The organism is Paraburkholderia acidisoli, from assembly GCF_009789675.1.
In the GTDB taxonomy this organism is placed as follows: domain Bacteria; phylum Pseudomonadota; class Gammaproteobacteria; order Burkholderiales; family Burkholderiaceae; genus Paraburkholderia; species Paraburkholderia acidisoli.
Genome location: NZ_CP046916.1, coordinates 343,032 through 356,173, shown reverse-complemented (window position 1 = coordinate 356,173; position 13,142 = coordinate 343,032). Strand labels below are relative to the sequence as shown.

Below are 13,142 nucleotides of genomic sequence, written 5' to 3'. Positions count from 1 at the left end.
TCGGGCCCGCGCGTTTCGGCGTGCGGCGAGTCAGGCACGAATGGCCGCGAGACGCATCAACACCTGCTGGAAATCGGCGCCGGCGTCGAGCTGCGCGAACTGCTCGTGCACGGCGGGCAACTCGACGAACGCGGGGCCGTTGAGCAACCCGATCATCATGATGGCCTCCAGATCGTCGATCTCGGCCACGCCGTGCCGCGCCGCCTTGCGCATCGTGCTCACGCCTTCGGCATAGACTTGCGCGCGCGTGCGCGCTTGCGCCCGCACGGGTTGTTCGTCGAAGTAGCGGCGCATGACCTGCCCCGGCAAGCCCGCATAGACCATCATCCGGTGCTGGCTCTCCGCCATGGGCCACGCGGCGCCCGCTTCGGCGGGCGGCGCCGCGCCCTCCTCCACGACGAATCGCTCAGGCCGTGTGCGCAGATCCACCCACGTGCCGTCGGGCTGCATGGCGCGCCATTGGCTGGCGAGCTGCATGAAATCGGTCCACTGCGCGGGCGAGAGCACACGCACGAAGCGCGGCAACAGCCACGCGTCGTAGAAGCGCAGCAATGCGCGGCGCTGGTCCGGCAACGCCACCTTCAGATAGCGCGCGAGATGCTGCGACAACCCGGCCACGGGCGCGGCGGAAACGAGCCAGCTCGCCTGCGCGAGACCGCGCCCCGACTCCACGAGCGACACGCAGAACGCGTGCGACTCGTGCGACGGCTGCTCCGCGCCGGTGAGATCGACCAGCACCGCGCCAATGTCGCGCTGACGTTCGAGCACGGCGTCGTGGTCGAACAGGCGCGCGCCGGGCGGCAGCCGGTCCGCGCGCAACAGGCGCCGTTGTTCGGACGAGAGTTGCGCGAGATCGACCAGCGCGTAGCGGCGTTCGCGAGGTTCCGGAACCGGCAACGCCGCGAGGTCCCGCGCGAGGTCTTCGTGATTCGATGACATGGCCTGCGGGCTCATAACGGGACGAACGGATTGACGTCCGCCGCCGCGTCGAGCACGCACGAATGGCAGATGCCTTCCGGCAGTTTCGGCAAGGGATACGGCTGCGAGGCGGGGCCCGCGAAGTTATGCTGCGCGCCCTTGATATCCACCGTGCCCGGCGCATGAATGTCGATGTTCCCGCCGGCAATGCGGATATACGCGCCGCCCGCCGTCAGCAGGATCGCCTGATCCGCCGCCACCTCCACGCGCTCCGTCGCCGAGACCGCCTTGAGGGTCTTCTGCGCCGTGATTTCCACGCTGTCGGACTGCGCCTGAATCTCCACCTTGCCCTTGCCCGCGAACAGCTTCATGCCCGCGTTCTGCGCGAACAGACTCGCCTTTTGCGCCACGCTCGCGATCAGCGACTTCCCCGCCGCGATATAGGTGCTCTGGCCGCTCGCGAGATTGATCTGCTCGTCGGCGGCGATGTGCGCGGACTGTTCCGTCGACAAGGCAATGCCCGCGGGACTCGCCATCAGCATGACGGCCTCGGTGAACGCGTTCGCGCTACCCGTGCCGCCGCCCGCCGTGTTGCCGCCGCTGGCCGCATTGGCCGCGCCCTGCGCCGTGGATTGCGTGGCGCTCGCGAACGTCTCCAGCGCCTTCGCGCCGTCCTGCAACGGTTCGGCCTGATGCGCCTCGCTCGCCTGCGAGAGCGCGTCCATCGTGCTCTGCGCCTGGGTGAGTTGCGCGTGGGCTTCGCTCACGTCGAGCTGCTGACCGGCCGCGCCTTTCGCGTAGGTGCCCACGTACAGGCCGCGCGCCGCGTTGACCGCGCCGAACGCGTCCGACTTCAGGTCGAAGCCGCTGCCCAGATACGCGCCGCGCGCGTTCGCGTTCTGCGCGACCAGATAACCCAGGTGCAGCTGCGAGTTCGCGCTCGTGCTGTAGAGCTGCATGCGGTTCTGGCCCGTGGCGTCGTCCATCACCATCTGGTTGTAGCCGCTGCCGCCGTATTCCTTCGACTTGTAGCCCGAGAGAATGCCGTTCGAATGCCAGTTCGGCGTAGTCGCGCCGTTGTACACGCGCGCCGTCACGAGCGGCCGGTCGCAGTCGCCGTCGAGCCAGCTCACGATCACTTCTTCGCCCACACGCGGCACGTGCACGCCGCCGTAACCGCTGCCCGAATCCGACATCGCCACGCGTATCCAGCACGACGCCGTTTCGTCGCCCGCGTTCAGGCGGTCCCAGTGGAACCGCACCTTGATGCGATTGAGCGAGTCGGTGTAGACCTCTTCGTTCGACGGCCCGACCACGAGCGCCGTTTGCATGTGCATCTGCGGCTTGCGGTGCTCGCGCGGACTGCGATACGCCACGCTCTTGCGCTGCGCTTCGATCTGCACGAGCAGAAAGCCCTCGCTGCCGTCGGCGCTCGGGACGATGAGCGCCGCGCTGCCGGCTTCGCCTTTGCCCTGCTGAGCGGTCTTGATCGCCGCGAGTTCGCCTTGCAGGCTGTGCGGAAACGCCTGCGTCTGCGTGCTCGAAACCGGCAGATTGTTCTCGATGAACCAGCGCGCCTCGAGCACGGCGAACTGGCGCTCCTGCGCGCTGCCTGTGTCGTGCTGCGGGTGCCCGTCCAGTTCGAACCAGCGCCCGCTGTCGAGCGCGCGCACCGCGCCCGCGCCTTCGAAACGCTTCGCGCGCGACTCCCATTCCTGCATGCGGATTTCCGACTGCGTGTCGCCATGCGACTGCTCGCCATACGTGTACGCGCCGGTGTACTCGTACACCTCGGCCTGCTGCGGCAGGTCGCCTTGCGTGGCGAGCGTGGGCACCGAAGTGCCCTTGGGATTGCCCGCGCTCGACGGCGCCTTGTAGTCGAACGTGCGCGTGGTGAGCGTCACGCTCTGCAACGTGCGCGTCCCGCTCCATTGCACCAGCGCATTCGTTTCGCTATTCACGCCCGATCGGTAAAAATTAACCGATTGCGGATTTAAAGCGGGCAACGAGTCGATATTATCGGTAATTACAACCGTATGCGATTTACCATCCGCGGCCTGCTCGAAATAGCTAAAGAGGCCCGCGGATTCCATGATCCGCTGGCAGAAATTCCAGTCATCCTCGTATTGCATGCAAAACGAGTGCGATGGCAATGCGCTTTGAATCGAAAATCGAAATGCGCCTTGCGCCTGCGGATGCGCATTAAATACGTCGGTGAGAATCGCTTCGGCGGTCTGGTCTTGCCAGATGCGCGCGTCCTTGCGGAATTTGAGGAAGTGCAGCCACGAGGCGAACGCCAGCTGATAGCTCGTCAACCCGCCGTCCGCGCCCAGCCGGCGGGCCGTGTGGACGTAGCCGTGATGCGGCAGATACGACTGGTCGGCCTGTTGCAGCCACAACGTGACGGGCTGGGCGATGAGCGTTTTCAACTCGACGTTTTCGTTGGTCGAAACCACGTCGAGCGTAAAGCCGTAATCGCGGCCCATGCGCGAATATCCCACCGCGCGCTGCGGCAGCAGCACATTATCGCCGGCTGGCGTGTCGAGCTTGAGCAGTCGGTCGCTTTGTATAAGGCCGCCGGAAATGGCCGCCATTAAGTCCTGCGCCCCCATTTAAGTCCCCGGACGAGTTTATTTAATCGGCGGCGTCATTCTACATAATCTTCAGACAAACGCGTTGAAATTGGGATTTCTCGATTGCGGCGCATTCAGGCGCGGCGAGCGGGACGCCATGTCGTCCAACGCCCGCCTCGCGCACTCACACCAGCGGGATATAAATATCGGTCTGCCACTGATCCTGCGGCGTTTCCGGAAACACGCTCAGGTAATGGAAGAACAGCGGATGGTCGCGCAGTTCTTCGCCGCTCGAAGGCAGCCAGTCGCGATAGATCGGATAGATCGTTTCGCCCACGTGGTCCGTCGACCCCGTGTGCCGGACCACGGCGCAACGGCCGCCCGGAATCGCGAGTTCGCGTATGCCGTAGTCGTTAGCGGCGACCGGCTCGTGAATTTCGCCGCAAATGTCGAAGCGAAACGCGTCGGCCGGCGTGGTGTCGGGGTTGTTGCGCGGAATGCCGAAGGTCCGGCTCGACGCCACCGGCGACTGACCGCTCTGTTTGCGCCAGTCGATAAAACGGCGCACGCTCTCGTTGACGAGCCCGATCGCGCCGCGGTGTTCGAGCGCGGCCACGCGCGTGGGGGAAAAATCGACAATCTGAACTTGCATGGTGAGTTTCCTCGAAAGATAAGGGACGACGAACGTCGCGCTCCAGACTTCCCAGTTCGGATGCTCGCGAAACGCGCTCGGCGCCATGCCGAACGCGCGCTTGAATGCGCGGCTGAAGGCTTCGGGACTGTCGAAACCCGCTTCGAACGCGGCGTCGAGAACCGCGCAGAACTCGCGCGAGGCGAGGCGTCGCGCCGCCTGACGCAAGCGCATCAACTGCACGAAGCGCGCGACGGGCATGCCCACGTAGGCCGCGAATTGCCGGTGAAAATGAAACTTCGAAAAGTTCGCGACGCCACTGAGCGCCTCCACGGAAAGGTCGCCGTCGAGATGCGTTTCGATATACGCGAGTACGGTGTCGAAGCGCTTTGTATAGGCGCGAGTGGCATCGAGCTGAGTGGGCATGGTCTGGGTGTCTGAATCGTGCGACTGGCGTTATCGTCGCCCAGATTGGCCACGGCGCGCCTAGCCGCGCTTGCTCAATTTCCCGGCGAACTCACCGCGCAGCCATGATCCCCGACGAGGTGCCGCGCCGCAACCACGGCGATGCCACGCCCCCGACCGGCGCAAAAGAAAAAACCCGCCACGTCCTGAGCGACGCGGCGGGTTTGATCGCGCGAAACACCGCGCCTGCGACTTACTGGATCGCGTGCTTCGTCTTGTAGTCGAGCATGTACGCGATCTTGCCCGGCTTGGACGCCGTGATCGGCTGCATCAGGCTGTAAAACTCGCTCGTGCTGTCGTTCCACGCGAGGCCGTCGTTGATCTGCGCTTTCTTGCCGAGCGCGGCGCTCGTCATGCCGCCCACCTGGCCGTCGGTGGTCGCGACCATCGCCGTCGAGGCATTCCACACCGCGTTCACATAGCCCGTGCCGTCGGTCGCGGGATTCGTCGTGGCCGTGCCGAGTTGCGTGCGGTCGTACGGCGTGAGCGGAAACGCCGTGCGCAGCCAGTCGGCCCAGTAGAACTCGAGGAAGTCGGTGGAAGGCGTCGGCTTGCTGTAGCCGATGTCGCGCGTGAAATACACGAGCGAGCGATACGCGTCGTTCTGCATGCCGTGGCTCAACCCGAGCGCCGTGGGCAGTTGCGACGCGGTGATGGCGAGGCCGTTCGCATCCTTCAGGCGCGTATAGCCGTGGCTCTGCATTTCCGCCCAGAACGTGCTGCCCGTCGTCGCGCTCAGATTGTCCTTGACGATCACGTGCACGTGCAGCGTCGGGCCGCCGTCGGGGACTTCGTAATACGTCGACGAACCATGATGGCCATCGGTCAGATAGAGCGTGTCGCCGTTCGGGCCGATCACGACGGGGTTGAGCGCGCTGGTGTCGCGCTGCGTGGCGTCCGTGACCTTGCAGGTGTAGGTAGTGGCGTCGGTGAGCTTCGAGGTGGCCGTCGACGTGTTCTTCTTCAGACCGCTCATGCCTTCGTCGGCGCAGAAGTCGTCGAACTTCTTGGTGTAATCGGCTTCGTAGCGGCCCAGCTTGTAGTAGATCTGGTCGTAGCCGAGCGCGGCCTGGGTCGGGCGCAGGTCGGCGAGCGTGACGTCGAGAATGTCGCCGGCCTTGGCGCTCGCCCAGACGCCGGGCTGCGTGGCCACCGGCGTGTCCGAGGCGCTGCCCGGCGCCGAGGCGGTGTCGGAAGCGGCCACGGGCGCCGAAGCGCTCGCGGGCGCGGAGGCGGCATCCGCCGACGACGCCGTGACCGGCGCGGACGCCGCATCGGCCGCCGCTGCCGCATTCGAAGCGGGCGTTTTGCCGTCACCGCCGCAGGCGGCGAGCGAAAGCAAGGACGAGAAGGAAAGAGCGAGGGCGAGTCGGCTGGCGGCGGTGGTCATCGTCGATTAATTGATTTTGGATGAAAACCGCCCATTCTGCGCAATTCATGTGAAAGCACGATGAAGGCATACAGTAATGCTGAGGAAACCATTTTGAAATCGTCGTGCCGGGCCGAAGAATGACACGCAAATCGGCTAGCATCGTGTCGATACGCGTGAATCGTCGCGCGTGAACGACGGGGATCGAGATGTTCGACATTCCGCTTCAACATATCGACGGCGATGTGTTCTTCCACTACCCGATTGGCGGGCGCACGCACCAGATTCAGGTCACGAGCGCGTGCCTGTGCGACATCTTCAGCTCCGATGGATCGCAGGAAGGCAACGAGATTTCGACGCGGGAAAATGTCGAGGAGATATTACGTGTGGCGGCACACAAGGTGTACCGCGGCACGCTTTCGCCTGTGACCGTCAAGCCCACGGACTTCTGATTGGCGTGCTTGGCCAGCCTGGCGCGTGGATGCACCGAACGCGCGTGACGAATGAGGCGAGTATTACTTGCGGCGGCGGTTGACGAGTTTCACGATATCGGTCGTGGGGCCGCTCGTGAGCAGGCGCGCGATATCGTCCACGTGAACCCAGCGGCAGCGTGCAATTTCGCTGCTCGGGCGCGCTTTTGCCTGGCTCGGAATTTCGCAGGCGAAAACATGATGATGTTTTTGCTTGCCGCGAATATCGAACAGATATTTGGCCGATTTACCCGAGAGCCGCGTTTCTTCGCGGAGTTCGCGCAGCGCCGCCTCCAGCATCGGCTCTCCGCGTTTGCGAATGCCGCCCGGCAATGCCCACTTCGACTGACTACGCGAGACCAGAAGGATTCGCTTACCTCTGCGACAGATCACGGTGGCGCGTTTCTTCAACTCAAACTCCTGGATTGCTGGCGGCACGCATTGCGGACCGGCTCATGCCTGATTTAGCTAATTATCGTAGTACAGAAAAGCCCGCGCCAGGTACTGATAAAGCGGGGGCAGCGCATGCATTTAATTTTAAACGCTTCATCAAACCGTCACATAAGCGAGGTTATCGGCAACCTCTATGGTATGGTCTGATTCCATCAAATTCGCCGGAATCGAGACTGCAATGGATATGGACGGTGACTGGCCTTTACCGCGGCCAACCACTCGCTTCAAAATCGGCCGGAAACGGTCCGCTGGATCACTCACGAAAACAAGCTCTATTGCCAGCACATTCTCTTCATTGGCGGCGCCCGTCGTCGCCGAAGCCGTGCAACAAGCCCGAGCCTTGTCCGTCGAAAGTCGTCCCGAGGGGTTTCATCAGTTGCGCATCGCGTTCCGCAAGTTGCGCGCATTGTACTGGGCTTACTCGCCTTATCTTGGCGAAGCGACCTCCGCACCGGCCATCGAGGAATTCAAACGCCTTGCCGCCGTGGCGGGCGGCACGCGCGATTGGGATATTGCCGGCGGTTTGCTGAATGACGCGCTGGAGTCAGGCGCGTCGATCGAAACGCTGGTGGCCGCCGCCCGCGAAAAGCGCGCCGAGGCCGTCGTGCACAGCCAGACGATGATCCAGAGCGACGCTGTCGAGGCCTTTCTCAACGACGTGCTGCTGCGCGCGCAAACCACGCTGGAATCGTCGTGCGGTGAATTGCCCGTGCGCGCATTCGCGCGCAAGCGTCTGCGGCTCGCCCAGCGCACGCTGCGCAAGCGCAGCCGCCGTGCCGCGCGCCACGAAATCGCTCACGAAGAAGCGCTTCACGACGTGCGCAAGGCGGGCAAGAAGCTGCGTTATCTGCTCGAATTTTTCCAGCCCGTGGTCAAGGGCGGCCACGATCGCACGATCAAGGCGCTGACCGCCGTTCAGAACAAGCTCGGCCAGTTCAACGATATCGCGGCGAGCGAAACGCTCATTCGCAGCACCTCGTTCGACGCGGTGCCGGCGGCCGTGGTGGAGGAATCGCTGCGCTGGCTGGAGGGTCAGAAGTGCCGCCGCATGCGCGCGGCGTCGCGGCGCGTGCGGGCGCTTTCGGAGTGAGTCTGGGCGACGCCTCGAACCATGCGGCGTCGCGACGCTTTCAGTCGATCTCGAACGACACTTTCCTGTTGGTGTGAGACGCAGCGTAGTCGCGTAACGTCTGCCGGAGCTTCGCGGCGGAGGCCGAGTCGGTTGCGTAGAACGTAACCGTGGGCAACGCCGCGCTAACGATCCACCCGTGGAGCGTCAAGGTGCCCACTCGCTGAAACGCGGCGGGACGCGTGGGGAACCATCGGTCGTAAATGATGGCGTAGTGCACGCCCTTCTTTTGCATCAGGTCGCTCATCCACACCGGGTCGGCATGGCTTTGCCGCGCCCGTAGCGCGCTCACCGAACCGAGCCCGTACAGGTCGAGCAGATACTGATTGCCGCGCAATGCGATCAGGCCAATGTCGTTGGCCGCGACCGGCGCGCCGAGCGCACGCACGATCTCCGCCAGTTGCGCCTGCTGGTAGTAGATGTTCGAGCTCGCGGCGGGCGTGCACACCGTCGCATACGCAAACGGTACGCCGAGCAGCACCACGGCAAGCGCACCGCGCCAGTATTGCGCGCGCCCGATCAACAGGCGCGCGCCGCACAGCGCCACGAACAGCGCGAGATACGCGTCGTAGCGGCCGAACGCGCCGCTTTTGCCGAACAGCAAATGCAGCACGCACACGGTCGCGATCAGCAGCCCCCACGTTCTGTCACGCCGCCAGCTCGCAACCGCCAGACACACTTCCATCAACACCAGACCCGGCGACTGGACCACGTTCAACAACACGTTCCAGGCCGGCCCGAGTCCGTTCGTCATGCTCTCCTTCGCGAGCACCGAACTCGGCAGAAAGCCGAGTCCATGATGGTGCAGAAACAGCGAGAAACCGCCCATCGACACGACGATCAAGCCCGCCGAGAGCGCGGCGGCACGCCACTGCCCGCGCAGCGCCGCGAGCAGCAACAACGGTGCGGAGATCGCGCAATCTTCGTAACGCACGAGCGGCAACACGGCCAATGCCACGAAAACGTACGCGGGCAAGCGGATGCGCGCCGCCGGGGAACGCGTCGAACGCAGATGAGGCCGCAGTACCACGGCGATCAGCAGCAGTTGCAGGCTGTGCTCCATGCCCGTGAACACGAGGCCGTATGCATTGACCCAGAACGCGATACCGACGATGAGCGCAATGCGATAGCGCGGCCGCACGTCGTCGAACGTGCGGCCGATCACGAACACCAGCGCGATCAGGCACGCCGCGTTCACGACGAGCGGCACGTATTCGAAGAGTCCGGGCAGCGAGGCGAAGGGCGCCAGCAAAAACGGCCAGAGGATGCTCGACGAAGGCGCCGACGCTTCCGTGAGATTGATCCCGTAGTGACCGAGCCAGATGTTGCGTGCGAGCGCGAGATGAATATAGGGATCGTCGAACGAGTACGTGAAGTGACCGTTCGTCGTGTAGAGGATCGCCGCGAACAGCACGAACAGCGGCAATGCGCCCGCCAACGCGAGTTCGCGCATGACTTCGATACGCTGGGCGGAGCTGGCGCGGGCCGTGGCGGCGGTTTCGATCGTCATGCCTGCCGCTTCAATATCGCTCATTGCTGGACTGTCCCGTCAATCGTCTTCGTCTCCTCGACCGCGTACCGGCCGACGCCTACGCACGCCTGCTGCGCAGCGTTTCCGGATTCTGCCGGCCTACGCTAACGGGTTAACGGCACAATTCGCAATAAATTGAAAGGATTTGACTGTTCGCGCGGCGGTTCTGTCCCAGCGCAGCGCCGTGGCGCCCGACGCGCGCGCTGACCTTATTCGTGCCTTCCCAGCTCGGCAAAACCCAGCATTTTCGCGTCGCAGCCGCGTATCAGCACCGTATCGTAGCTGGAGAAAAACACGGTGCGGTCCTGACCCAGGGTCTTGAAGAGGTCGATAAGCACGGCGCGCGCGGCGGCGTCGAGGCCCGCGTCCGCTTCGTCCGCGATCAACACCCTGGATTCGCCCAGCGTGGCCGCCGTGAGAAAGAACTTCTTGCGCGAGCCGAGCGACATCTGCTCGAAACGCTTCTCCAGATGCGGCGCCAGGCCGAAACGCTCCGCGAGTTCGAGCGTTCCCGCGCTCACGGTCGTGTTGCGACGCGCCGCCACGAGTTCCAGAAACGCGCGCCCCGTATGCGTGGGATAAGTCAGGCAATCGTCCGGCACGTAGGCCAATGCCGCTTTCGCCTCGAGCGGCGCGCTGCGCAGCGAGTGGCCGCCGAGCCAGACCTCGCCGGTGTCGGCCTCGAGCGTGCCCGCGAGCAAGCCGAACAAGGTGGATTTGCCGCTGCCGTTTTCATCGCACAACGCGACGCATCCAGCGCCGAATGCGTGTTGCAGCCCCTGAAAGATAACGCGCTCGCCATAGCGCTTGCTGAGGTTGTCGAATCGAAGCATGAGGGAATCAAGCGAACGAAGTGAGTGCGAGGCGGCCGCGCAACGCTTCAACATTGCATTGCATAAGCCCACTGCCGCCAGCCGCATGAAGCCGCCATCCTGCCACGCGCGTCGCCGCGCCACAACCGCGCCGGGTTTTTGCGGCGATTGACTACGCGCCTGATTCGGCGGCGATAAACCGCAACGTGCCGGCCCGGCGCGCCGGGCCGCCCGTATCGTTCGGATGATTCACGCCGTCCATGACCGGCACGTCGGCGAAATCGAACGGACTCACGCCATCCAGACACGCCACGTTCACGCCGAACAGATTCGGGTCCGAGCGACGTTGCAAATGCGTGGCGATCCCGCAGTGCGAGCAGAAAAAATGCCGCGCCGTTTCGCTATTGAAGCGATAACTCGTGAGCCGGTCTTCGCCTTGCAAAAACGTGATGCCGCCGGCTTCCGCCGCGACGATCACCGCGCCGCGCATACGGCAATACGAGCAATTGCAGCGGCGCACGCTTGTGAAACCGTCACGCAACGTCACCTCGAAACGCACGGCGCCGCAATGACACTGGCCCGCATGCGAATGCGTGTTGTCGCTCATTGTCTTGTTCCTCTTCGATTTGAAACCGCGGGCGGGACGCCGCGCGTCATGCGGTCCACGCGTTGACGTCGAGCACCGCGGCGGCGAATGCTTCGGGCGCTTCCTGCGGAAGATTGTGGCCCGCGTTCGCGACGATGCGATTCTCGTGGCGCGCCGTGAAGCGCTGCGCATTGGCGAGCCTGCCGCCAACGGGCGCCACGCCGTCGGCATCGCCTTCGAGCGTGATGGTGGGCACGGTGATCGGCGGTGTGGCCGCGAGGCGGCGCTCCATCGCATCGAACTGCGGATCGCCTTCGACCAGTGCATAGCGATGCCGATACGAATGCACGACCACATCGACGAAATCGGCGTTGTCGAACGCCGCCGCCGATTGCGCGTAAGTGCTGTCGCTGAAACGCCACGTTGGCGACCAGAGCGACCAGAGCAAACGGCAAAACGCGCGGCGGTTTTCAGTGAGTCCCGCGCGGCCGCGCTCGCCGTGCAGATAGTACTGATACCACATGCGGTATTCCTTCTCGGGATCCGCGGGCTGCGCCGAGGCGGCGATATTCTGGATGTTGTAGCCGTTGACCGATACCAGCGCGCGCGCCCTCTCGGGATACAGCGCCGCCACGACGCACGCGGCGCGGCCGCCCCAGTCGTATCCGCCGAGCAGGGCGCGCTCGATGTGCAACGCATCGAGCAGCGCCAGCAAGTCGGCGCCGAGCGCCGCCTGCTGGCCCGAGCGCACGGTTTCGGGCGAACGGAAGCGCGTGGGACCGTAGCCGCGCAGATACGGCGTGATGACGCGTGCGCCCTGCGCCGTGAGCCGTGGCGTCACCTCGTCATAGGCGTGAATGTCGTAGGGGAACCCGTGCAGCAAGACGACCGGCCAGCCGCTCGCCTCGCCGTGTTCCTCATAGGCGATATCGAGCAACGCCGTTTCGATGTGTTTGAGCATGAGAGTCTTCCGTCGCCTGAAATCGCCGTCAAATTGCCGTCGAACCGCAAGGATAACCATCCCCGGGCCGCGCGGCAAACCAGTTAATTTGCCGATTCGCGTTAGAAAATTTCGCGAATCGGGCGAGGCGCGCACTCTTCTTGCTACTCCGTTCCTGATGATCGCGTGACATCACGAATTCAACACACTGGCCAAGCCGCTGCGTGCGGAAAGGAGTCGCCATGCGAGTCAAACTCAATGTCGTACGCGCGGCAATTTCTTCCGCGGCGTTTGCATTTCTTGCCGCTTGCGGCGGTGGCGGCGGCAGTTCATCGGGCGGCAGCACGAGCAGCACCGCGCCCGGTGGCGTGACGCTGCAAGTGGTCTCGTTCGGCGACAGTCTTTCGGACGTGGGCACCTATGCGCCCATTGCGAGCGCCGTGGGCGGCGGCAAATTCACGACCAATCCCGGCCAGGTCTGGACCCAGGACGTGGCGCAGTACTACGGTGGCTCACTCACGCCCGCCTTTACCATCAGCGTCGATCACAAACTCAGCGCGGCGGGCGGCCTGGGCTATGCGGAAGGCGGCTCGACGGTCGCGACCGCCGCCACGCAATACGACTTTCTCACCGACGTGATCGGCAACATCGAAATGCCGGTCAATCAGCAAGTGTCGAGTTTTCTCTCCACGTACGGGAAATTCAACTCGAACCAGCTCGTGCTCGTGTGGGCGGGCGCGAACGACATCCTGCGCGCGGGTTCGCCGCCCGCGGCAACGGCCACCGTGCAAACCGCGGCGACCACGCTCGCGCAGGTGATCGCGTCCATCGTGAACAACGGCGCGACGCACGTGGTGGTCGTCAACGCGCCCAACGTGGGTCTCTCGCCAAAGGGCATCACCTCCACGGACGGCGGCGCGAACTACACGCAGCTCTCGCAGGTGTTCAACAGCACGTTGACCAGCGCGTTGCAAACGCAAGGCGTGCAGAACAAGGTGATTCAGGTCGATTCCTATACGTGGCTCACGCAGGCTATCGCGAACTATCAGTCGAACGGCTTTACCGTGTCGAATACGGGCCAGGCGTGCGACCCGAACAAAACGCCCGACGATACTTCGCTGCTGTGCTCGCCCGCGACCTATGTCTCGACCGACGCGGACCAGAAGTACATGTTCGCCGACGACCTGCATCCGACCACGCATACGCACGCGCTATTCGCGCAGTACGTGGAGCAGCAGATCGCGGCGAGCGGTCTGGGGCATTGA

The 13,142-nt window shown here is 64.0% G+C and carries 12 protein-coding genes; 3 read left to right on the top strand and 9 right to left on the bottom strand.

The window, feature by feature from the left end; translation table 11 throughout:
• Positions 1–30: 30 nt before the first annotated feature.
• From FAZ98_RS30155 to FAZ98_RS30140, 4 genes are all read right to left on the bottom strand, one after another.
• Positions 31–939 carry a DUF4123 domain-containing protein gene (locus tag FAZ98_RS30155; RefSeq protein ID WP_158957182.1) on the bottom strand — a complete coding sequence of 303 codons (909 nt, stop codon included), beginning with the start codon at positions 937–939 and terminating at the stop codon, positions 31–33.
• 11 nt (positions 940–950) lie between these two features.
• The gene (locus FAZ98_RS30150; RefSeq protein WP_158957180.1) at positions 951–3,530 is read right to left on the bottom strand and encodes a type VI secretion system Vgr family protein; all 2,580 of its coding nucleotides are present in this window, start codon (positions 3,528–3,530) and stop codon (positions 951–953) included.
• 145 nt (positions 3,531–3,675) lie between these two features.
• Positions 3,676–4,548 (bottom strand): AraC family transcriptional regulator, encoded by an 873-nt coding sequence (locus FAZ98_RS30145; protein ID WP_158957178.1) that lies wholly within the window; start codon positions 4,546–4,548, stop codon positions 3,676–3,678.
• Positions 4,549–4,780: 232 nt separating this feature from the next.
• The gene (locus tag FAZ98_RS30140; RefSeq protein WP_158957176.1) at positions 4,781–5,977 is read right to left on the bottom strand and encodes a ParB/Srx family N-terminal domain-containing protein; all 1,197 of its coding nucleotides are present in this window, start codon (positions 5,975–5,977) and stop codon (positions 4,781–4,783) included.
• A gap of 188 nt (positions 5,978–6,165) precedes the next feature.
• On the opposite strand from FAZ98_RS30140, the gene FAZ98_RS30135 reads away from it, so the two are divergent.
• Positions 6,166–6,408: a hypothetical protein gene (locus tag FAZ98_RS30135; protein WP_158957174.1), complete on the top strand. Its 243-nt coding sequence runs from the start codon at positions 6,166–6,168 to the stop codon at positions 6,406–6,408.
• A gap of 63 nt (positions 6,409–6,471) precedes the next feature.
• Here the strand turns inward: FAZ98_RS30135 and FAZ98_RS30130 are convergent, their stop codons facing one another.
• Complete coding sequence (locus tag FAZ98_RS30130; protein ID WP_158957172.1) at positions 6,472–6,837, bottom strand: NUDIX hydrolase; 366 nt, start codon at positions 6,835–6,837, stop codon at positions 6,472–6,474.
• A 220-nt stretch (positions 6,838–7,057) separates the two neighbouring features.
• Here FAZ98_RS30130 and FAZ98_RS30125 point away from each other — a divergent pair, with 220 nt between their 5' ends.
• Positions 7,058–7,969 (top strand): CHAD domain-containing protein, encoded by a 912-nt coding sequence (locus FAZ98_RS30125; RefSeq protein WP_158957170.1) that lies wholly within the window; start codon positions 7,058–7,060, stop codon positions 7,967–7,969.
• 40 nt (positions 7,970–8,009) lie between these two features.
• Here FAZ98_RS30125 and FAZ98_RS30120 read toward each other — a convergent pair whose 3' ends face one another.
• The 4 genes from FAZ98_RS30120 to FAZ98_RS30105 form a co-directional block, all read right to left on the bottom strand.
• Positions 8,010–9,542, bottom strand: coding sequence for a hypothetical protein (locus tag FAZ98_RS30120; RefSeq protein ID WP_158957168.1), 1,533 nt, complete (start codon positions 9,540–9,542; stop codon positions 8,010–8,012).
• Between the two features lie 206 nt (positions 9,543–9,748).
• Positions 9,749–10,372: an ABC transporter ATP-binding protein gene (locus FAZ98_RS30115; protein ID WP_158957166.1), complete on the bottom strand. Its 624-nt coding sequence runs from the start codon at positions 10,370–10,372 to the stop codon at positions 9,749–9,751.
• A gap of 151 nt (positions 10,373–10,523) precedes the next feature.
• Complete coding sequence (locus FAZ98_RS30110) at positions 10,524–10,958, bottom strand: GFA family protein (protein WP_158957164.1); 435 nt, start codon at positions 10,956–10,958, stop codon at positions 10,524–10,526.
• A gap of 46 nt (positions 10,959–11,004) precedes the next feature.
• Positions 11,005–11,898 carry an alpha/beta fold hydrolase gene (locus FAZ98_RS30105; protein WP_158957162.1) on the bottom strand — a complete coding sequence of 298 codons (894 nt, stop codon included), beginning with the start codon at positions 11,896–11,898 and terminating at the stop codon, positions 11,005–11,007.
• Between the two features lie 221 nt (positions 11,899–12,119).
• Here FAZ98_RS30105 and FAZ98_RS30100 point away from each other — a divergent pair, with 221 nt between their 5' ends.
• Positions 12,120–13,142: an SGNH/GDSL hydrolase family protein gene (locus FAZ98_RS30100; RefSeq protein WP_158957160.1), complete on the top strand. Its 1,023-nt coding sequence runs from the start codon at positions 12,120–12,122 to the stop codon at positions 13,140–13,142.

Excerpts from the sequence above, each read along its gene's own strand:
- FAZ98_RS30105 (WP_158957162.1), bottom strand. The coding sequence starts at position 11,898 with ATGCTCAAACACATCGAAACGGCGTTGCTCGATATCGCCTATGAGGAA.
- FAZ98_RS30120 (WP_158957168.1), bottom strand. The coding sequence starts at position 9,542 with ATGAGCGATATTGAAGCGGCAGGCATGACGATCGAAACCGCCGCCACG.
- FAZ98_RS30145 (WP_158957178.1), bottom strand. The coding sequence starts at position 4,548 with ATGCCCACTCAGCTCGATGCCACTCGCGCCTATACAAAGCGCTTCGAC.
- FAZ98_RS30100 (WP_158957160.1), top strand. The coding sequence starts at position 12,120 with ATGCGAGTCAAACTCAATGTCGTACGCGCGGCAATTTCTTCCGCGGCG.
- FAZ98_RS30115 (WP_158957166.1), bottom strand. The coding sequence starts at position 10,372 with ATGCTTCGATTCGACAACCTCAGCAAGCGCTATGGCGAGCGCGTTATC.
- FAZ98_RS30140 (WP_158957176.1), bottom strand. The coding sequence starts at position 5,977 with ATGACCACCGCCGCCAGCCGACTCGCCCTCGCTCTTTCCTTCTCGTCC.
- FAZ98_RS30135 (WP_158957174.1), top strand. The coding sequence starts at position 6,166 with ATGTTCGACATTCCGCTTCAACATATCGACGGCGATGTGTTCTTCCAC.
- FAZ98_RS30110 (WP_158957164.1), bottom strand. The coding sequence starts at position 10,958 with ATGAGCGACAACACGCATTCGCATGCGGGCCAGTGTCATTGCGGCGCC.
- FAZ98_RS30155 (WP_158957182.1), bottom strand. The coding sequence starts at position 939 with ATGTCATCGAATCACGAAGACCTCGCGCGGGACCTCGCGGCGTTGCCG.
- FAZ98_RS30150 (WP_158957180.1), bottom strand. The coding sequence starts at position 3,530 with ATGGGGGCGCAGGACTTAATGGCGGCCATTTCCGGCGGCCTTATACAA.
- FAZ98_RS30125 (WP_158957170.1), top strand. The coding sequence starts at position 7,058 with ATGGATATGGACGGTGACTGGCCTTTACCGCGGCCAACCACTCGCTTC.